Origin of the sequence: Bacillus sp. ILBB4, assembly GCF_035064545.1 — a bacterium.
GTDB lineage: Bacteria > Bacillota > Bacilli > Bacillales > Bacillaceae_H > Priestia.
Genome location: NZ_JAIQVD010000004.1, coordinates 198483 through 217985, shown reverse-complemented (window position 1 = coordinate 217985; position 19503 = coordinate 198483). Strand labels below are relative to the sequence as shown.

19 protein-coding genes and 1 riboswitch are annotated in these 19503 nt (G+C 36.1%); of the genes, 16 read left to right on the top strand and 3 right to left on the bottom strand.

Annotated features, from left to right (window positions below; genetic code table 11):
* The first annotated feature begins 39 nt into the window (after positions 1-39).
* From LAV82_RS18220 to LAV82_RS18195, 6 genes are all read left to right on the top strand, one after another.
* Entirely contained in the window at positions 40-1188 is a 1149-nt protein-coding gene (locus tag LAV82_RS18220) for an ABC transporter ATP-binding protein (protein WP_499716662.1), read from the top strand.
* Positions 1189-1267: 79 nt separating this feature from the next.
* On the top strand, positions 1268-2254 hold the full coding sequence (locus tag LAV82_RS18215; protein ID WP_499716661.1) for an SIS domain-containing protein: 987 nt from the start codon (positions 1268-1270) through the stop codon (positions 2252-2254).
* Between the two features lie 116 nt (positions 2255-2370).
* Entirely contained in the window at positions 2371-3657 is a 1287-nt protein-coding gene (locus LAV82_RS18210) for an ABC transporter substrate-binding protein (RefSeq protein WP_013057102.1), read from the top strand.
* Between the two features lie 15 nt (positions 3658-3672).
* The gene (locus tag LAV82_RS18205; protein WP_499716660.1) at positions 3673-4554 is read left to right on the top strand and encodes a carbohydrate ABC transporter permease; all 882 of its coding nucleotides are present in this window, start codon (positions 3673-3675) and stop codon (positions 4552-4554) included.
* Entirely contained in the window at positions 4554-5438 is an 885-nt protein-coding gene (locus tag LAV82_RS18200) for a carbohydrate ABC transporter permease (protein ID WP_057273200.1), read from the top strand. Before LAV82_RS18205 ends, LAV82_RS18200 begins: the two co-directional genes overlap by 1 nt.
* Before the next feature lie 15 nt (positions 5439-5453).
* The gene (locus LAV82_RS18195; protein ID WP_499716659.1) at positions 5454-6296 is read left to right on the top strand and encodes a fructoselysine 6-kinase; all 843 of its coding nucleotides are present in this window, start codon (positions 5454-5456) and stop codon (positions 6294-6296) included.
* A gap of 41 nt (positions 6297-6337) precedes the next feature.
* Here LAV82_RS18195 and LAV82_RS18190 read toward each other — a convergent pair whose 3' ends face one another.
* The gene (locus tag LAV82_RS18190) at positions 6338-7069 is read right to left on the bottom strand and encodes a GntR family transcriptional regulator (RefSeq protein ID WP_013057106.1); all 732 of its coding nucleotides are present in this window, start codon (positions 7067-7069) and stop codon (positions 6338-6340) included.
* A 294-nt stretch (positions 7070-7363) separates the two neighbouring features.
* On the opposite strand from LAV82_RS18190, the gene LAV82_RS18185 reads away from it, so the two are divergent.
* The 4 genes from LAV82_RS18185 to LAV82_RS18170 all read left to right on the top strand — a co-directional run bounded on the left by LAV82_RS18185 (position 7364) and on the right by LAV82_RS18170 (position 10300).
* Positions 7364-8383 carry an STAS domain-containing protein gene (locus LAV82_RS18185; RefSeq protein WP_055990897.1) on the top strand — a complete coding sequence of 340 codons (1020 nt, stop codon included), beginning with the start codon at positions 7364-7366 and terminating at the stop codon, positions 8381-8383.
* A 188-nt stretch (positions 8384-8571) separates the two neighbouring features.
* Positions 8572-9000 carry an SRPBCC family protein gene (locus LAV82_RS18180; RefSeq protein WP_211079637.1) on the top strand — a complete coding sequence of 143 codons (429 nt, stop codon included), beginning with the start codon at positions 8572-8574 and terminating at the stop codon, positions 8998-9000.
* Entirely contained in the window at positions 9001-9336 is a 336-nt protein-coding gene (locus LAV82_RS18175) for an ArsR/SmtB family transcription factor (RefSeq protein ID WP_013057109.1), read from the top strand.
* Between the two features lie 184 nt (positions 9337-9520).
* Entirely contained in the window at positions 9521-10300 is a 780-nt protein-coding gene (locus LAV82_RS18170; protein WP_499716658.1) for an MBL fold metallo-hydrolase, read from the top strand.
* 80 nt (positions 10301-10380) lie between these two features.
* Here LAV82_RS18170 and LAV82_RS18165 read toward each other — a convergent pair whose 3' ends face one another.
* Positions 10381-11184, bottom strand: coding sequence for an alpha/beta fold hydrolase (locus LAV82_RS18165; protein WP_499716657.1), 804 nt, complete (start codon positions 11182-11184; stop codon positions 10381-10383).
* A 334-nt stretch (positions 11185-11518) separates the two neighbouring features.
* Between LAV82_RS18165 and trhO the strand changes: the two genes are divergently transcribed.
* From trhO to LAV82_RS18135, 6 genes are all read left to right on the top strand, one after another.
* Positions 11519-12487, top strand: a complete 969-nt coding sequence (gene trhO / locus LAV82_RS18160) for an oxygen-dependent tRNA uridine(34) hydroxylase TrhO (protein ID WP_211079641.1) — start codon at positions 11519-11521, stop codon at positions 12485-12487.
* A 207-nt stretch (positions 12488-12694) separates the two neighbouring features.
* Positions 12695-13552, top strand: coding sequence for an SMP-30/gluconolactonase/LRE family protein (locus LAV82_RS18155; RefSeq protein ID WP_211079643.1), 858 nt, complete (start codon positions 12695-12697; stop codon positions 13550-13552).
* 224 nt (positions 13553-13776) lie between these two features.
* Positions 13777-14139: a group I truncated hemoglobin gene (locus LAV82_RS18150; RefSeq protein WP_025751868.1), complete on the top strand. Its 363-nt coding sequence runs from the start codon at positions 13777-13779 to the stop codon at positions 14137-14139.
* Positions 14140-14278: 139 nt separating this feature from the next.
* On the top strand, positions 14279-15715 hold the full coding sequence (gene hpaB, locus LAV82_RS18145; protein WP_211079644.1) for a 4-hydroxyphenylacetate 3-monooxygenase, oxygenase component: 1437 nt from the start codon (positions 14279-14281) through the stop codon (positions 15713-15715).
* Between the two features lie 148 nt (positions 15716-15863).
* Positions 15864-16670 (top strand): DUF817 domain-containing protein, encoded by an 807-nt coding sequence (locus tag LAV82_RS18140; protein WP_013057116.1) that lies wholly within the window; start codon positions 15864-15866, stop codon positions 16668-16670.
* A gap of 55 nt (positions 16671-16725) precedes the next feature.
* Positions 16726-17286: a tubby C-terminal domain-like protein gene (locus tag LAV82_RS18135; RefSeq protein WP_013057117.1), complete on the top strand. Its 561-nt coding sequence runs from the start codon at positions 16726-16728 to the stop codon at positions 17284-17286.
* Positions 17287-17316: 30 nt separating this feature from the next.
* Here the strand turns inward: LAV82_RS18135 and htpG are convergent, their stop codons facing one another.
* Entirely contained in the window at positions 17317-19194 is a 1878-nt protein-coding gene (gene htpG / locus LAV82_RS18130; RefSeq protein WP_499716656.1) for a molecular chaperone HtpG, read from the bottom strand.
* Positions 19195-19404: 210 nt separating this feature from the next.
* A riboswitch (ZMP/ZTP riboswitch) is annotated at positions 19405-19483 on the top strand.
* Positions 19484-19503: the final 20 nt, after the last annotated feature.

Here is a 19503-nt window from a genome sequence, read left to right as displayed (position 1 = left end):
ACTGTATTTCGAATATTAAATATGAGGAGCTGATGCTAGATGGCAACGTTACATTTAGATAAAGTATATAAAATATATGATAAAAAGAATATCGCCGTAAATGATTTTAACCTTCAGATTAAAGATAAAGAGTTCATTGTATTTGTTGGACCTTCAGGCTGTGGTAAATCTACTACGCTGCGAATGATCGCTGGTCTAGAAACAATTTCAAAAGGTAATTTTTACGTTGATGGAAAGCATATGAACGAAGTAGCTCCAAAAGATCGTAATATCGCTATGGTTTTTCAAAACTATGCTCTTTACCCTCATATGACAGTTCGAGAAAATATGGCATTTGGTTTGAAGTTAAAAAAAATAAAGAGAGATGAAATTGATAGACGTGTAACTGAAGCCGCTAAAATGCTAGGACTAGAGACATATTTAGAGAGAAAACCAAAAGCTTTGTCAGGAGGGCAGCGTCAGCGAGTTGCTTTAGGTCGTGCTATTGTTCGGGAAGCAAAAGTTTTCTTAATGGATGAACCATTATCTAATTTGGATGCGAAGCTGCGAGTACAGATGCGTGCTGAGATTATTAAACTGCATCAAAGGCTGCAAATAACAACAATCTATGTGACACATGATCAAGTGGAAGCTATGACAATGGCTACTCGCCTAGTTGTTATGAAAGACGGGATTATTCAACAGATCGGAACTCCTCAAGATATTTACAGCCATCCTAGGAATGTATTTGTAGGCAGTTTTATTGGATCGCCCGCAATGAATTTTTTTCGAGGGTATCTCCAAGGCACTTATTTTATAATGGGAAAAACTAAAATACAGCTTCCTGATTTTCTAATACACGCTTTACATTCTCAAGGTCATAATGAGAAAGAGGTCATAATGGGTGCGCGTCCTGAACACATTGTATATCATAAAGAGGATAGTAAGAGAGAGTTGAACAATGAGTTTTGTTTCACTACGACACTAGATATGATAGAGGTACTAGGTGCTGAAACAATTTTATATGCTAGTTTAGAAAAGCAAACGTTTGTCGCTCGAGTGCCTCTTTTATGTGAGTTTGAAGCAGGGGACAAAGGCGCTTTTTCGTTGAATTTAACCTACGTGCATTTCTTTGATGGAGAAACAGAAGAGCGCATTTCTACAAATGTAGATAAAAAAGTTAAATATTCTGATAAATGTATTGACTAGTTAACGATTGCAGTTTAATATAACAATATATAACATTACATAATGTTGTATATCATATTTTATTTAAGGAGTGGGGAAAATGAGCAAAACAGTAGTGAATGTAAAAAGTGATGTGCAAGCCGTATTAAACGAATTAAAAAGCAAGCAAATTCGTAATGTGTTTTTCGTCGCATGTGGAGGATCTTCTGCGATCATGTATCCAGCTAAGTATGTACTAGATCGAGAAGCTCAACATATTACATCCGATTTGTATAGCTCGAACGAATTTATCCACCGCAATCCGCAGCAGCTAGGAAAAGACTCCTTAGTTATTTTATGTTCCATGTCAGGAACAACTCCTGAGACTACAGAAGCAGCTAAGTTCGCTAAAAGCAAAGGCGCTTATGCTGTAGCCTTAACAAATGAACCTACTTCACCTTTAGCACACAGCGCAGATATTTTTATTAAGTATGAATGGGGCAATGATGTCGGTGCTTTTGAAACAAACTTAGGCGTTTTATATCAGCTTGTATTTGGTCTCTTATACGTAGCAGAAAAAAATGATAAGTTTGCAAAGTTAGTTACTAGCTTAGAAAATCTACAGTCTGTTTATGAAAAAGCTCTAGAATACGAAGCGAGCAACGCAAGAAAATTTGCTGAATCACATAAGTCTGAACCGGTTATTTATACAATGGCCAGCGGTTCGAACTATGGAGCAGCATATTCATTCAGCATCTGTATCTTGATGGAAATGCAGTGGATTCATTCTCACGCTATTCACGCTGGAGAGTATTTCCACGGTCCATTCGAAATTATTGATGAAAACGTACCATTTATCATCCTAGCTGGACTAGATGAAACGAGACCTTTAGAAGAACGCGCCATATCATTCTCTAAACGATATGGAAAGAAATTAACTGTTCTAGATGCAAAAGCATATGACTTCGAAGGAATTGATAAAGATGTGCAACGGTATATTGCTCCTCTTGTATTAAACCGTGTACTGCGTCAGTATGCCGAAGAATTAGCTGAAGCACGCAATCATCCTTTAAGTAAAAGACGCTACATGTGGAAAGTAGAATATTAATAATCTCCTAATAAAGATAGAAATCTGTATATTTTCCTTACGAGTTATACTATAATGTTATAAAACATTATAGTATAACTTATATATGAAAGCACTTACAATAAGGGGGTTTCTATATGAAAAAGACAAATTTAATCTTAGCTTCACTTTTAAGTTGTTCTTTAATGCTCGGGGGGTGTGCTGGAAAACAAACGTCTTCAGACTCAGACACAGGAAAGACAACATTAACATTCTTTCACAGATGGCCAAAAGAACCTGAAAAAAGCTACTTTGAAGAAGTTGTAAAAGAATTTGAAAAACAGCACCCTGATATTGATATTAAAACAGAAGCGGTCTTAAACGATTCATATAAAGACAAAATTAAAGTTATGACAGGCACTAATACCCCTCCTGATGTGTACTTTTCTTGGAGCGATGAGTTTGCTAGACAATTTGTCAGAGGAAACAAAGCCTTAGATTTAACCTCTTATTATAAGAAGGATTCAGCGTGGTCTTCCAAGCTTGTTCAATCTCAAATTAAACCATATACCGTTAATAAGAAAATTTACGGTGTTCCTGTCACAATGGATGGGAAAATGTTTTTTTACAACAAAGATATCTTCGATAAATTAGGATTAAAAGCGCCTACAAACTGGAACGAGCTACTAAATGTTTTAAGCGTGTTAAAAAAGAAGCATTATACAGCTTTAGAATTTGGAAGCCAGGATACATGGACCATTTCTCACTACGTAGGAACCTTAAATCAGCGCATGATAAAGCCTGACGTTCTTTCAAAAGACTATAATTCAAAAACTGGGACATTCACGGATAAAGGCTATGTAAAAGCTCTAGAAAAATTAGAAGAATTAGTTCCTTACTTTAATAAAAATACAAATTCGATTGATCATGAATATGCAAGACAACAATTTTCAAATGGAAAAGCAGCTATGTTTTATGCTGAAACCGCTGAAATTAAGCTTTTCGGTCCAACGAAATTTAAGATTGGCATGTTTAATTTTCCTAAAGTAGAGGATGGAAAAGGAAATGCTACTAATTTAACAGGATCACCTGAAGGGTTTATGATTTCTTCTAAAACAAAACATCCAAAAGAAGCGATGGAATTTCTTGAATTTTTAACATCAAAACAAATGGGTGAAAAGCTAGTAAAAGAAGTAGGGAAATACAGTGCAGTAAATGATACAGCTAACAGCAGTAATTCAACACCGGAGCAATTAGAAGCAGTAGATAATATTTTACAAGCCAAAGAGATGGCTCCATGGTTTGATATGGCAATCGATGCTCGAATTGCAGATGCTTATTTAACAGGGGCTCAGCTTATGCTAAATGGTGATAAAACCCCTAAAGAAGTAATGAAAGATGTGCAAAAAGCTGCAGCGAGTGTTCGTGCTGAATCTAAAAAGTAAGGAAGTGAAAAAGCGATGTTAAAACGCAATAAGCTAACCCCTTATTTATATCTTTTTCCTGCTTTTGCTTTTTTACTACTTGTGTATATCCCTATTTTTCAGAATATTTGGGATAGTCTTTATGAGTGGAGCACATTTTCACCAGACAAAGTTTTTGTAGGAATAGATAATTATGTGCACTTATTTAAAGACCCTGTTTTTTATCAGGCACTCAAAAATAATATTCTTTATGCGGTCATTTCAATTATTTTTCAAGTGGGAGGCGGTCTAATTGTGGCTGCCGTTTTAGAAGATAAACTTATTCGAAAGTTTTCTCCTTTTTTTCGAACGGTTTATTTTTTACCAGTAGTCGTCTCGATGACCGTTATTGCCTTGTTGTTTACTTTTTTTTACAACCCTGAAGTAGGGCTTCTAAATCAAGTGTTTAAAATGATCGGATTAGACTCATTGGCAAAACCTTGGCTAGGAGACAGTAATACAGCTATTTATGCAGTTATTGCTGTATCTCAGTGGCAGTCTATCGGCTATATCGCCCTGCTGTATATTGTAGCGATACAAAAAATCTCACCTGAATTGTATGAAGCAGCTGAAATAGACGGCGCTAATAAATTTAAAATGTTCTTTCATATTACTGTACCGCAAACAAAAGAAATGACATTTGTTGCTGTTATTTTAACGCTCACTGGTGCTTTTACAGTATTTAATGAACCTTATATTTTAACTGGAGGCGGACCGGGTACATCATCTGAAGTCCTAAGTACGTATTTATACAAAACAGCCTTTTCGAAAGATATGATGGGCTACGCTTCCTCAATTGCTACTGTCATTTTAATTATTACGCTGTTGATTTCTCTTGTTCAAATGAAAGCATTTAAAACAGGAAAGGAAGACGCTTGATGCAGATGCCTAAAACAAATGTCACCTTACCTAATGTTGTCAATACAGCCACTAAAGAAAGAAAAAAGAAGAGGTACACAGGTGTAACGATAGTATATGTCGGATTGATCATCTATTTTATCGTCATTGCGTATCCCTTGCTTTGGATGATTATAAGTTCTTTTAAAAGCACGGATGAAATCTTTACTCACAGCTGGTCTATGCCCCATACTTGGCTAATTGAAAATTATGTGACAGCGTGGAAAAGCGGAATATCTTCTTACTTTTTAAACAGTGTGATCGTCACGGGCGCGTCTTGTTTTTTGACGGTCCTGGTCAGTGCGTTAGGAGCTTATGGGCTATCACGCTTTGAGTTTCAAGGAAAAGCTTTTGTCCTTATTATATGTCTCGGAGGGCTTATGCTTTCTCCTCAGGTAAGTTTAATTCCTTTGTATAGCATTATTCAAAAACTTGGTATCTATAATACACACTTGGCACTGATTCTGCCTTATGTTGCTTATCGAATTCCTTTAACCATCTTGTTAATTCGAGCTTATTTTCTTTCGATTCCAAAAGAACTGGAGGAAGCAGCTCGGTTAGATGGATGTACAAGCTTGGGGATTTTATTTCGGATTTTCATTCCAATGAGCACGCCCATTTTATTAACAACGACAATTTTGACGGCTTACTACACATGGAATGAATTTATGTTTGCCATTATCTTTATCGACGACGACAGTTTGCGTACAATCCCAGCAGGATTAATGCAATTTAGAGACGCTTTGCAAACAGATTGGGGGGTATTACTAGCTGGGCTGACCATTTCAGCAGCACCGATTGTTATGTTGTTTTTATTTATGCAAAAATATTTTATCCGTGGCATTGCTAACGGGAGTGTTAAATAATAGGAGGATAAGCAGATGAAACTAATTGGAGTAGGGGATAATGTAGTAGATTACTATAAAGACCAAGGAAAGATCTATCCAGGCGGCAACGCACTAAATGTGGCCGTATTTTATAATAGATTGAGCAATCATCAGTCTTCTTATATGGGAATCGTGGGGAATGACCAATCGGCAGAGCATGTAGTCAATACTCTGCAGCAAGAAAAGATGGATATTAGCAGAGTAAGAAGAGCTGTAGGAGAGAATGGAATGGCGGTTGTAACACTTGATGAACAAGGTGATCGGATTTTTGTAGGATCAAATAAAGGGGGCGTTCAATCTAGATTAAAACTAATGCTGAATGAATCGGATTTAACCTATATTCGTCAGCACGATCTTCTTCATACGAGCATTTTTAGTCATTTAGAATCTGACCTTCCACTGTTACATAAAGTTGTTGATATTTCCTTTGATTTTTCTACGAGATACGATGAGGAATATTTACAGCAAGTATGTCCATATATCAGCTATGCATTTTTCTCAGGGAGCAGCCTGCCAGAAGAAGAGTGTATGAATTTAATAAAGCGAGTACACTTGTTAGGAACCAGTGTCGTATGCGTGACAAGAGGAGAAGAGGGAGCTTTATTATCAGTCGAAAACCAATTATTTAAACAGCCTATAATTCCTACAAATGTAGTGGATACGCTTGGGGCTGGAGATTCTTTTATAGCTGGTTTTCTTTCTTCTTACCTACCAGAAAAAAACATAGCCAAAGCCCTCCATAATGGATCATTGGTGGCATCACAAACCTGTCAGAATTACGGAGCATTTGGATATGGAAAAGAATATAATGCAGACTGTGCGATGGTTTTAAAATGAATAAAATAGCGCCTTTGCTTTTAAAGCAAGGCGCTATTTTATTAAGAATTAGAACTGTCTATAGTGAACGTAACGCGATTCGCAGGGTAGTGTAGAAAAGATGAATGAATCGGTCTTTTTTGTGCATCATACGCCACTTTTTCCACTTTAAACAGCGGCTCTCCGACTTCACATTCTAAATGTTTTGCTTCATCCACGTTTGCAAATACCATGTTCAATAATTTTTTATTATGAACCGGAGCAATATTGTACTTATTTTTTATAGTATCGTACATTGAAACTGAATTATGGACGTGCTGATCTAAGTGTGGTAACAATTCTAAGGAGTAGTGAGAAATTTCTAAGGTAAGAGGCTGGTCGTCATAATACAGGATGCGCTGCAGTTCAAGGACTTCACTTTCTGGAGGGATTGATAACATCTTTGCCACATGAGCTTTTACAGGTTTTATACCAAAAGACAAAATTTTAGTCTGCGGTACTTTCCCTAATTCCGACATATACTCTGTATGCCCATTAACAGCAAACAGCTCTCTTTTAGCTTTTGGATATTGAACAAAGGTTCCTTTTCCTTGCTGACGTATTAGAAGGCCTTCTTCTACTAAATCTAATACGGCTTTCCTTACCGTAATCCGACTTACTCCGTATATATCGCACAAATCTGTTTCAATTGGAAGTTTTTCACCCGGAGTATAAACTCCTTTATTAATATCTTCTGTAATAGCCTGTTTTAACTGCATATATAAAGGCGTAGAGCTATGAGTATTTAGCTTCATCTTTTTCCTCCTCTTTTCTAAATACTTTCTTTTGAATATAATTATATTATAACGTAATGTGATGTTATATTACAATTTGCTTTTCCTCCTTTTTATCATGTATGTTTGATACAAAAGAAAGAAAAGTTGGCGAATTCAAAGTTCTATAGCATTTACCTTTCTTTTCTATTAATTGAAAACATGGGTAATGGTTAGACAAGCAATAGAAAATATGCAACAATTTTTATTACCAGCTTCTTCAACATAAGATAAAATATAAAGAAGGTAAGAACTTTATAAAAAGGAGATTCCGCCATGGGTGAAAAAAAGAATATTGATATAGGTGGTCTTAGTTTTGCTTGGGATTTAGAAAAAGGGCAATTTAGCTTTGAAGGAGAAGATGCCATCCTTTTTTGGATTTCTTCTGCGATGAAAACATTGTTTGACACAATCGAAGAAATATCTGGAGAAGAGGCAGCTTCTGTAGTACTGGAAACCACTGGTTTCCGACAAGGATTAGTAGTAGGAGAGTACTTTCAAAATATGAAAGGCGTAACGGTTTTTGAAGCGGCTGAGTTAATTACAGATACATATGCTTCGGCTGGGTGGGGAAAAACCACTATCAAATATTTAAATCCTGAAAGTAAAACTCTATCTGCTGAATTAAAAGACAGTTGGGAACATAAAATTAACGTTGCGCAAAAGAAAACAAAGGGAGGAAATTTTCTTCCGGCCCATTATGCAGGGATTTTTACAGGACTATTCGGAACAAATATTTGGTACAAGGTGATTCAACATCAAATAGAAGGGCATGAATGCACCACAGTAGAATACTTCCCTTCCAACATTGATATCACTCAAAATATTCATCAATTAGCCAGAAGAAAAGAAGCGCAGAAAATAGAACATTTGCAAAACGTTGTAGCAGAAAAAACAGCAGAGTTAAAAGATCTTATTAAAAAGCTTTCTTCTCCTATTATTCCGGTTTTGGAAGGCATAGTCGTCGTTCCTTTGATTGGCAAATACGACGAGGATCGAACGGAAGATTTGATTGTCAATACATTAAATAACCTCCCAAAACATCAGGCTAATTATCTTGTGCTGGATTTAACCGGATTGGATAAAGAACTTACTGAATATACGGCAAGTCTTATTGAAAAATTAGGTGCAGCAGCGTCCCTGATTGGTACGAAAACAATTTTAGTAGGAATTTCTGCTGACTTAGGGTTAGTTATATCAGAGACCCATATTGATTTATCAAAATATGATTGTTTTCAAACATTGCAGCACGGCATTCATTATGCATTGGCACAAAGCGGACGAAGCATCGTTTAAAAGATATATTTGAAATATAACAAAATGCACTCATTCAGCATCATAACAAATCTCTTTATCAAAGAACGGAAATGTATTGAAGGATTTTATTTTTCAAAAGAGGAATTTACATGAAACCTAAAGGTGTTATATTATTTTTATATAAAACTTTTTGGTGTTATTTTTTAAAAAGGAGAATGAAGATAACGATGAATGATAAAAGTGTAGTAGAAGATGTAAAACAGACGATAATATTTAACGCGCCGATTCAAAAAGTTTGGGATAAAGTAGCAACTGCAGAAGGGCTCCAACAATGGTTCATGCCTAATGATTTTCAGCCTCAGGTAGGATATGAATTTCATTTGCAATCGCCTTTTGGACCATCTCCGTGTAAAGTGTTAGAAATAGATGCACCAAACTATCTTTCTTTCTCTTGGGATACGGATGGATGGGTCGTTTCGTTTACCTTAAAAGAAATGGGTAATCAAACTGAATTTACGCTTATTCATAGCGGGTGGAAAGAAGCTGAAACACTTCTTGAAAAAGCAAACGAAAAGAGTTCAGTAGTACGAGATAGAATGAGCTACGGGTGGATTAGTCTCGTAAATGAAAAACTTCGAAAGGTTGTTGAACACTAAATGACTTCATCAGCTCCCAAGCATGATATCTTTCAAGCCATTGCTGATCCTACTCGAAGAAAAGTACTTGAGCTGCTTTCTGAAAAAGAATTGCCTATTTCAGAAATAACGTCTCATTTTTCAATAAGCCGTACCGCTATTGTCAAGCATCTTCATATACTTTCAGAAGCAGACTTAGTCCATGGACAGAAAAAAGGCAGAGAAAAAGTGTATTATCTTCAGCCAGAGCCTTTAAAAGAAGTACAAGATTGGCTTTCTTACTACGAGCAATTTTGGACGAACAAATTATCTATTCTTCAGCATATTGTTGAAAGAGATGAAGAAGGAAATCAATAGAAAAAGCATAAAAACGTTTTTTATAGGGAATATAGCAAAGCCAGTCGTTAAAAAGACTGGCTGTTTTACATAAAAGCTGGTTTTATTCTAGAAGGACAAATAAAAGAAAGATGCAGAACAACATAGGACATTTCTTGAAATAAAAAGATAGACCTTTAGAAGAAAAAAAGGGGGAAACAGAGCAATGAACAAGCTTTTATTTTACGGGACGAGCGATGCTCAAGGAGTGCCTCGATTATTATGTGACTGTAAAGTATGTACACAAAAAGATCAATTAAATCAGCGCACAAGGCCTAGTGCACAGTTTACAATGGACGGTAACGTGTTTTTGATTGACGTATCACCTGATTTTAAACATCAATTTCATTTATACAATAACAAAAAAATCCCTTCTACCGTTTTTATTACTCATCCTCACAATGACCATGTGGCTGGTTTAGGAGATTTAGCTGATTTATGCTATTGGAATAATGTAAATACAGAAGTCGTAGGAGCGCCTGAAGTCATCAGCGAGTTAACCGAAAGATTTCCTTATCTCGCAAAAAGAAAAGGGCTTACCTTTAAAGGAACGTTAAAATGGCATAGTAGAGAAACAACCATTACGTTTCATAAAGTAAATCACGGATTTAACGGTCATTCCTACGGCATTGTGGTTCATCAAAAACAAGGCGAACGCTGGGCGTATGTATCCGATTCTTTTAATGTGACAAAAGAACAGTGGCAGCCTTTTTACCACTTAGATTTACTGATATTTGGTACATCTTTCTGGAAAGAATATCTTCAAAAAGAAAAAAGATCCGTATATGACGTGACAGAGGGAATGGAGATCAAAGCGAAGCTACAGGCAAAAAACATGGTGTTTACTCATTTATCACATGATATCGATATCCGAAAGCACGCCGAGATGCTCTCAGATGAAAACGTAAGCTTTGCCTATGACGGACGCGAGATTTTATTACCCTAAGTATAGTAATACATAAACGCATAAAAGGTTTCATTTAAAGAAGCAGCGGAGGTAAAGCGCTGCTTCTTTAAACTTGTAAATTAGATATGTTCGATAAAGTCGATCACAACTTTGTTAAACCGATCGCTTTCTTCGAGAAAAGGGCAGTGGCAGCTGTTCTCAAAAACTTCAAGTACAGAACCTGAAACCAGCTTTTGAATATGTCTTCCAGCTGCTACCGGAATGAGTTTTTCTTCTTTTCCAAAGCACAGTAAGGTAGGGATTGTAATAAACGGGAGAAAATCCCGATAGTCCACAATGGATTGATCAAACAAAATAGCACTGGCTATTGACTCAGGCATTTTCGTTACTTCTTTCATAATCCAATGTTTATCTTCTTCAGTTAATTCATCCTTAAACATAAGCGGAATAAAATTTTTTAATGTACTTGATCGATCAAGCTGAATACCCTGCATAAGCGAAATAAGCGCAGGTAAATCAAATGCACCGATCGGAAAGTCGGGCCATTTAAAGTCGGAAGCCATTTCATCTACAATAATATTCCCTTTTACATTTTCTTGACCAAATTGTTTCAAATATTCCCACACAACAAAAGCACCCATCGACCAGCCTACTAATATGACGTCTTTTAATTGATGAGTGGTTATAAACTCATGCACATCACGAGCATAAGTGGAAATTGTATGGCCATATGGAGTATGACTTGAATTTCCATGTCCTCTTAAATCCAAAAGAGTAGTTAGATACTGTTTTGAAAAAAAAGAAAGCTGGTTATGAAAAAAACGACTGCTCATCCAAACTCCGTGAATGAAAATAATAGGTGTTCCTTCCCCTTGTTGTTCATAGTACAAAGTTGCACCGTCTTTTAATGTATAAAAAGGCATCATTTTCGCCCCCCACCTCAAAGATTTATATCTCATCATGTATGCGCGGGAAAATTCATGTAGAACGTATCGAGTCAATAAAATTTTTATTGAAGAACAAATCCTAGAAGTGAACGCTTTGATATGTTATACTATTACAGGCTTAAATACTGTATGTTTTTGAAACAATCATTCACTGTAATACTTTTTAGATAGAAGCATCCTTATAAAAAGGATGTTGTTTTTGTCGTAATGTACCTTTAAGTAATGAATTGTTACCATCAATTCGGTTCACAATAACCGACCTACATGCATTATATCTTGCAAATATAAACAGATAGGTGGAAGAAGCAACATGACTGAAAGAAAACCATATCAAGTACTACTATATTATTTGTACACACCAATTGAAAATCCTGAAGAGTTCACAGCTCAGCACTTGGCATTTTGTAAAGAGCTTGAATTGAAAGGACGCATTTTAATTGCGGCTGAAGGGATCAATGGAACGGTATCAGGAACAGTTGAACAAACAGATAAATACATGGAAACGATGAAAAATGATCCTCGTTTTGAAGGTATTGTATTTAAAATAGACGAAGCAGATGAACATGCGTTCAAAAAAATGCACGTGCGTCACCGCAAAGAATTAGTAACTCTTCGACTAGAAGAAGATGTGAATCCTCTTCGCGTAACGGGTAATTACTTAAGCCCAAAAGAATTTTATGAAGCGATGCAAGATGAGAATACGGTCGTAATTGATGCAAGAAACGATTATGAATACGATTTAGGTCACTTCCGAGGAGCTGTTCGTCCGGATATTCGAAACTTCCGTGAGCTTCCTGAATGGATTCACGACAACAAAGATCAGTTTGAAGATAAAAAAATCTTAACGTACTGCACAGGCGGTATTCGCTGTGAAAAATTCTCTGGATGGCTTCTTGAAGAAGGTTTCGAAGATGTAAGCCAGCTTCACGGAGGTATTGTAACATACGGAAAAGATCCTGAAGTACAAGGTGAACTATGGGACGGTCAGTGCTATGTATTTGATGAGCGCATCAGCGTACCAGTTAACCAAAAAGAGCATGTGATTGTCGGAAAAGACCACTTTACCGGCGAGCCTTGTGAACGCTATGTTAACTGCGCAAACCCAGAATGCAATAAGAAAATCTTAGCTTCTGAAGAAAATGAACACAAATATTTACGCGCTTGTTCACATGAATGTCGAGTGAGCCCTCGTAACCGCTATGTAAAAGAACACGGTTTAACAGAAGAAGAGTTTGCAGCACGTGTTAAAGAGCTTGAAAAAGAACACGTAACTTTATAATAAAAAAAGCAGCACGCTATACAAAGCGTGCTGCTTTTTTTATGAAAAGATTCTCTTAGAACCTGGTGTTTAAAGAATGTCATACAACGGGTATTTATGAAAAAGGAAAGATATTCCTAGCTTTTTTAATTTGTTTAAAAGAATATTTTTTTGAGAAAGCGATTATAAAAAAATGGTTGTACATAAAAACGAAAAAGGAGCTTAAAAATGGAAGCAAAAATTGAAAAAAAGTACGATGGCCGTTTGCTTGAAGGACCCCTATGGGATGAAGAAAATCAAAAATTAGTACTAGTAGACATCTTAGATAAAAAGCTTCTTACGTACGATCCAAAAACGACAACCTTAGAAGATATTACTCTTCCTTCAGTCGTTACAAGCGTTTCTAAAACCAATCATTCAGAATTGATTGTCTCCACCCATAACCAGCTGCTTTTAGTTGATAAAAACAAAAAGAATCATGAAGAGTATATCCGTTTAGATACTCTTGAAAAAACCATGCGTTTTAATGACGGGAAATGCGATCCATATAATCGCTTTTGGATTGGAACGATGAGTGAAGAAGATGAAGAAGGAAAAGCCCAGCTGTACGTAGTAGATGAAAAAGGTGTAATTAAGAGTGCTAAAGAAGGATTAAGCGTGTCAAACGGGCTAGCTTGGAATCGAACAGGAGACAAATTCTTTCTAGTCGATTCACCGAAAAATAAAATTATGTCTTATTCATTTTCGAAAGAAACAACAAGGCTCGAAGATGAAAAAGTGGTGATTGACCTTTCAGATATGGACGGGTTTCCTGATGGAATGACAATTGATGAACACGACCGATTATGGGTAGCGCTTTGGGGAGGTTCCAAAGTTATTTGTGTAGATCCAGATAAAGGAGAAATTATAGAATCTATTCATCTTCCTGTTTCCAATGTAACCTGCTGTACATTTGGAGGAGACGATTTACAAACCTTATTTATCACCACAGCTAAGGAAGAAGAAAAATACGAAGAAGCTGCCGGCTCTCTTTTTTCATGCCGAGTAGGAGTAAAAGGCGTGCCGGCTTATACTTACGTATATTAGATAAGCGCTTATCAAAATGTAATGATTCCTAAAGACCAGTAACGAGAGATTTTACATGCAACTTCTACAATTCCTTTACATTGTGTTCACTTCTTTACATTTTATTCTTTATGTGGAAGAGGAATAAAATATGGGGACAACGAATTTCCATAAAGAAGCCTTTTAAAGAATATGAACACTTCTGTTGGGTAATAATGGGGAAAGGTACAAAAGGAGGAATTGTTTTGGAACAAACATTGTATGAAAAAGTGGGCGGACAAGAAGCTATTGAAAAAGTAGTTGATTATTTTTATTCTGAACTCGTATTAAAAGACGAAACGGTCAGTCACTTTTTCGAGCATACGGACATGGATAAACAGCGTCGACATCAAGCCAAGTTTATAAGTTTTGCCTTAGGTGGCCCGAATCAATATTCAGGAAAATCCATGGCCAAAGCACATGCAAATATGAATATTCAACCCGAACATTTTAATGCAATTGCTAAGCATCTTCACGATGCACTTGCTCACTTTAATGTTGAAGAGCCTGATATTGACCAAGCATTAAGTAAAGTTGAATCCCTAAGAAATGATATTCAATATAAATAAATCATAAAAAAGAAGGTTACTGTGACCTTCTTTTTTTATGCTCAAAGCTGTGATGTAGGAAGGAAACATGGAAAAGACATCGTAATATGATAAAAATGCAATAGGTGAAAATATTTATCGAAAGTCTGGGAGAGGGAGTATGTCAGCAATTAATGGGAAGCAATACGTAGAGAGAATTAATCAATTAAAAGCAAATGTATGGGTTGATGGCAAGCTCGTAACAGGCGATATATCAGAACATCCGGCTTTTAAAGGAGCCATTAACAGTCAAGCTAAGCTTTATGATCTTCAGCATGATAAAAAAATCAAAGATATCATGACATATCAATCTCCGGCTTCTAAGAAATTCGTTGGTACATCTTATTTACAGCCTAAAACAAAAGAAGAGTTAAAAAAAAGACGAGAGATGACTCAGCAATGGGCGCAATTAACCCATGGTATGATGGGAAGAAGTCCAGATTATATGAATACCGTATTGATGGCTTTTGCATCCTCTGCAGAACTCCTGAGAGGAACAGAAAATTGCTTTCCTGAAAACATCATTTCTTATTATGAATATGTGAGAGAGCACGACTTATCGCTCACTCATACATTCATCGATCCTCAAGTCAATCGAATCCAATTTTATTACGAGCAAAACGACGAACCGATAGCAGCAAAAATAGTTGATAAAAACAATGAGGGAATCGTTATCCAAGGCGCGAAACTGCTTGCTACACAGGGTGGAATGACGGATGAGCTACTCGTACTGTCTTCAGGGGGCATTCAAGGAAAAGAAAAAGGATTTGCTTTTTCGATTCCAAGTAATACAAAAGGAATTAAATTTATTTGTAGAGAATCATTTGCAGGAAAAGATTCGACGTTTGATTATCCATTAAGTTCTAGATTTGAAGAAATGGATACAATTGTTGTCTTTGACCATGTATTAGTACCGTGGAACCGCGTGTTTTTCTATGAAAATGTAGACGTATCAAATACATTTCTTTCTTCTAGTTCCTTCTCAGCTTTTGCTCTGCATCAAGTAAGTTCAAGGAGAATTGTCAAAACAGAGTTTGTATTAGGGATTGTACAATCTCTGATTGAGACCATTAACATTACGGACTATCCGCATGTGCGAGAAAAAGCAACGGAGCTTATTATTGCGTTAGAAACGATGAAAGCCCTCGTGATGAAAGCAGAAGAAGAAGCGGAGATTGATCCATGGGGATACATGCGTCCGAATGAAACTACACTTCGTATTGCCGCGAATATATTTTCAAAAACATATCCTACCTTTACAGAAATTATCCAGCTTTTAGGTGCAAGCGGACTAATGGCAATACCAACAGAAAATACGTGCCGCTCATTGGTTAAAGAAGATATTACGCGTTATTTGCAAGCTAAAACAAAAGGGGCAGAAGATCGAATTAAGCTTTTTCGACTAGCGTGGGATTTAACTATGAGTCCGTTTGGCACAAGAGAAACGCTGTATGAACGTTTTTTCTTTGGGGAGCCTGTACAGTTAACCAGTTATCTGTACTTATCTTATGATAAAGAGCGCTATGTACAGAGAGTAACCGATTTTTTGAAAAGTTAACGGAGAAAACGAATCTCCGCTGGGTATGATAGTTTAGTTACAAAAACAGCGGAGATGCTTATTGAATAAATTTGAAAAACCTGCAATAATTTTCAGGGAATCATTTCTGTGAAAATACTAAGGAATACCATAAAGATAGGATGTTACAATGAAGCAATTAATCTATTTTGGTTTAGAACAAGCAAAATCTTGTGTTTTTCCTGTTATCATTTTTCTTACATTGGCCATGACAAAAATAATTGAAGTACCGTTTATTTCCAGATATGACCTTATTTTATTAGTCTGTCTAGGAACTCAAGTTTTAATGGTGATGTTTAAACGAGAAACGCTTGATGAAGTAAAAGTCATCGCAGTATTTCATTTAATTGGACTAGCGTTAGAACTCTACAAAGTTCATATGGGATCATGGAGCTATCCAGAAAAAGCTTTCACTAAAGTCTGGGGTGTTCCGCTGTACAGCGGATTTATGTATGCTAGTGTAGCCAGCTACATGTGCCAAGTGTGGAGAAGGCTTGAATTAAAGCTTACGAATTGGCCTTCTACGTGGATCGTCAGTATACTAAGTATGGCTATTTACCTTAATTTTTTCACGCATCATTTTATTTACGACTTCCGCTGGTTTTTAAAACTTTTTACTTTACTTATTTTTTATCGAACTTTTGTATATTTTACGGTTAACAAACGTACATATCGCATGCCTGTAGCACTGTCTTTTGTACTGATTGGCTTTTTCATTTGGATCGCTGAAAATATCGCAACATTTTTCGGGGCATGGCAGTATCCAGATCAACAGCAGCAGTGGACAATGGTTCATATAAGTAAAATTAGCTCTTGGCTTCTTCTTGTGATTGTTAGTTTCTTGATTGTTGCTTTACTAAAGCATTTAAAAGAAAATCAAAGCCAATTTAAACAAAGGAAGAAATCAAAAGAAACAAACGAAATATATGAAAGATAGAAACATAACTATGTACACGCTGTTAATATGAAGTGCAGAATCTTTGGAGGCTTATATGCAAGAATATATTTTTTATCTTCCCTATTTTAAATCAGCGGGGAAGACCGTAGCAGTTACAAATGAAAATGGAGAAAACGTCGGACAACTTAAGAGAATGCATAAAAATATGTGGACTAAAAGTATTGATTTTTTAACTCGTGATGGACTTCCAGTTTTAGATTCTATTTCTTGGTTTCCTATCTTTTCCTGCGGCTTAAAGGTACATTTACAAGTTCAATGGGAAGGAAGAACGGTGCTTATTGATCACGTGAAAAAACACCGGTGGGTGATAAAAGAAAATGGAAAAACAGTGGGGGATCTATTAGGTAAAGGAATAATTAAAAACGAAGGACAACAAGAAATTAGATGGGGAAATAACGTCTACATGTTAAGCAGTCATGAAGCCGTAGAGGAAGCGTGTATTTTTAATCAAAAAAGAGAAAAAGTCGCAGAGTTTAAAACAGACCTTTTTCATTTTAAAGAAGGCAAACACTCAATAAGAGTAATAGAAGAACTGCCCGTACCCATTTTTATCGCTTCTTACTATATAACTACTTTTATTATGCCATACATATAATCAGGCGCAGAATGATTCTGCGCCTGATTTTTATATCATGATTTTACAAATATCATTTGTGAATTCAACGGGATCACTAATAGATAAGCCTTCAATTAGAAGAGCTTGGTTATATAATAAATTTGTATAAAGGTCTAATTTCCCTTTATCACTTTCAAATGCATCTTTTAAAGAAGCGAATACATCATGATTTACGTTAATTTCTAACACTTTCTCTGCTTTTACATGCTGATTATCAGGCATAGCACTTAAAATTTTCTCCATTTCAATCGTTACTTCACCATCAGCTGATAAGCAAACGGGATGTGTTTTTAAACGTTTAGACGCGCGCACATCTCCTACTTTTCCCGTCAAAGCTTTTTTCATATAGTCAAATAGCTCTTTATTTTCTCTTTCCTCAGACTCATTGATCTGTTCTTCTTCTGCTTCAATCCCTAAGTTACTGCTTGAAACAGATTTAAATTCTTTTTCTTCGTACGTCATTAACATTTTAATGGCAAATTCATCGATATCTTCTGTAAAATACAGAATTTCGTACCCTTTATCTGCAACCAATTCTGCTTGAGGAAGTTTTTCAATTCGGTCGTACGATTCGCCTGATGCATAATAGATATACTTTTGATCCTCAGGCATGCGCGATACATACTCATCTAGTGTTACGAGCTTTTTCTCTGTAGAAGAATAGAATAAAAGCAGGTCTTTTAATACGTCTTTGTTGCTGCCAAAGTCACTGTAAACGCCGTACTTCAGCTGGCGGCCAAATGATTTATAAAACTTCTCGAACTTTTCACGTTCGTTTTTAAGCAAGCTTTTTAATTCATTTTTGATTTTCTTGCCGATGTTTTTGGCAATCAGCTGAAGCTGGCGGTCTTGCTGCAAAATTTCACGTGAAATATTAAGAGATAAATCTTCAGAATCTACCATACCTTTTACAAAGCTAAAGTAATCTGGAAGAAGGTCTGCACATTTATTCATAATTAAGACGCCGTTTGAATACAGTTCAAGCCCTTTTTCAAATTCTTTTGAGTAGTAGTCAAACGGACTATTTTCTGGAATAAATAAAATGGCATTGTAGCGAATCGTTCCATCCACATTAATATGAAGGTGAGTGAGCGGTTTATCAAATCCGTAGCGCTTTTCTGAATAAAACTGCTCATAGTCTTCTGAAGTCAATTCATTTTTGTTTTTCTTCCAGATCGGTACCATACTGTTGATAACTTGCTCTTCTGTATAATCTTCTAGCTCGTTATCAGAACCTTCTTTAGGACGTTTTTCCGTTATGTCCATTTTAATCGGGTAGCGGATAAAGTCTGAATACTTTTTAATGATCTCTTTTAAACGATACTCTTCTAGATACTCATCATATGTTTCATCTTCTGTATTTTCTTTAATTTTTAAAATGATTTGAGTCCCAACCGTTTCTTTTTCGCAAGGTTCGATTGTATAACCATCGGCACCAGTAGATTCCCATTTATAGGCTTCACCGCTGCCTAACGCTTTACTAATCACCGTTACGACATCTGCCACCATAAACGCTGCGTAAAACCCAACGCCGAATTGGCCGATAATCGTGTGCCCGTCCTTTGTTTCATTTTCGTTTTTAAATGCAAGGGAACCGCTTCGCGCAATTGTGCCCAAGCTGCTTTCAAGCTCTTCTTGCGTCATGCCAATCCCAGTATCCGTAATGGTTAAGATACGGTTAGTTTTATCTGGTGTTACTTTTATGTAATAGCTTTCTTTGTTAAAACGCAAGGAGTCGTCTGTTAAAGCTTTGTAATAAATTTTATCGATTGCATCGCTTGAATTTGATAGAAGTTCTCTCAAAAATACTTCTTTTTGAGAATAGATGGAATTAATCATCATCTCTAATAATCGCTTTGATTCGGCTTTGAATTCTTTTTTTGACATAAGAAGTTCTCCTTTCCAAATAGGGCTTGTAAAATAATTAGCACTTGAGTGGATAGAGTGCTAATCACTCTTTTTATTTAACATGTATTAGGATATTTGTCAATATATTAGGAGATTCACTAAAGAGATTAAAAATTAGACTGAAAAAAGCAAACTTTTAAAAAAAGGTTGAACGTTCTGAAAGAGTTTGCTAGAATATACTTAATTTCAAAGACTATATGTGACTGGCGAAACGCGGATAACCGTGAGGAAGCATATAGTGACGTAGCCGTTCGCCTGGGCAGAGGTAAGGGATTAATACATATCTCT

Bases quoted from the DNA above. Each gene is read 5' to 3' on its own strand.
- LAV82_RS18220 (WP_499716662.1), top strand. From the start codon at position 40: ATGGCAACGTTACATTTAGATAAAGTATATAAAATATATGATAAAAAG.
- LAV82_RS18215 (WP_499716661.1), top strand. From the start codon at position 1,268: ATGAGCAAAACAGTAGTGAATGTAAAAAGTGATGTGCAAGCCGTATTA.
- LAV82_RS18210 (WP_013057102.1), top strand. From the start codon at position 2,371: ATGAAAAAGACAAATTTAATCTTAGCTTCACTTTTAAGTTGTTCTTTA.
- LAV82_RS18205 (WP_499716660.1), top strand. From the start codon at position 3,673: ATGTTAAAACGCAATAAGCTAACCCCTTATTTATATCTTTTTCCTGCT.
- LAV82_RS18200 (WP_057273200.1), top strand. From the start codon at position 4,554: ATGCAGATGCCTAAAACAAATGTCACCTTACCTAATGTTGTCAATACA.
- LAV82_RS18195 (WP_499716659.1), top strand. From the start codon at position 5,454: ATGAAACTAATTGGAGTAGGGGATAATGTAGTAGATTACTATAAAGAC.
- LAV82_RS18190 (WP_013057106.1), bottom strand. From the start codon at position 7,069: ATGAAGCTAAATACTCATAGCTCTACGCCTTTATATATGCAGTTAAAA.
- LAV82_RS18185 (WP_055990897.1), top strand. From the start codon at position 7,364: ATGGGTGAAAAAAAGAATATTGATATAGGTGGTCTTAGTTTTGCTTGG.
- LAV82_RS18180 (WP_211079637.1), top strand. From the start codon at position 8,572: ATGAATGATAAAAGTGTAGTAGAAGATGTAAAACAGACGATAATATTT.
- LAV82_RS18175 (WP_013057109.1), top strand. From the start codon at position 9,001: ATGACTTCATCAGCTCCCAAGCATGATATCTTTCAAGCCATTGCTGAT.
- LAV82_RS18170 (WP_499716658.1), top strand. From the start codon at position 9,521: ATGAACAAGCTTTTATTTTACGGGACGAGCGATGCTCAAGGAGTGCCT.
- LAV82_RS18165 (WP_499716657.1), bottom strand. From the start codon at position 11,184: ATGCCTTTTTATACATTAAAAGACGGTGCAACTTTGTACTATGAACAA.
- trhO (WP_211079641.1), top strand. From the start codon at position 11,519: ATGACTGAAAGAAAACCATATCAAGTACTACTATATTATTTGTACACA.
- LAV82_RS18155 (WP_211079643.1), top strand. From the start codon at position 12,695: ATGGAAGCAAAAATTGAAAAAAAGTACGATGGCCGTTTGCTTGAAGGA.
- hpaB (WP_211079644.1), top strand. From the start codon at position 14,279: ATGTCAGCAATTAATGGGAAGCAATACGTAGAGAGAATTAATCAATTA.
- LAV82_RS18140 (WP_013057116.1), top strand. From the start codon at position 15,864: ATGAAGCAATTAATCTATTTTGGTTTAGAACAAGCAAAATCTTGTGTT.
- LAV82_RS18135 (WP_013057117.1), top strand. From the start codon at position 16,726: ATGCAAGAATATATTTTTTATCTTCCCTATTTTAAATCAGCGGGGAAG.
- htpG (WP_499716656.1), bottom strand. From the start codon at position 19,194: ATGTCAAAAAAAGAATTCAAAGCCGAATCAAAGCGATTATTAGAGATG.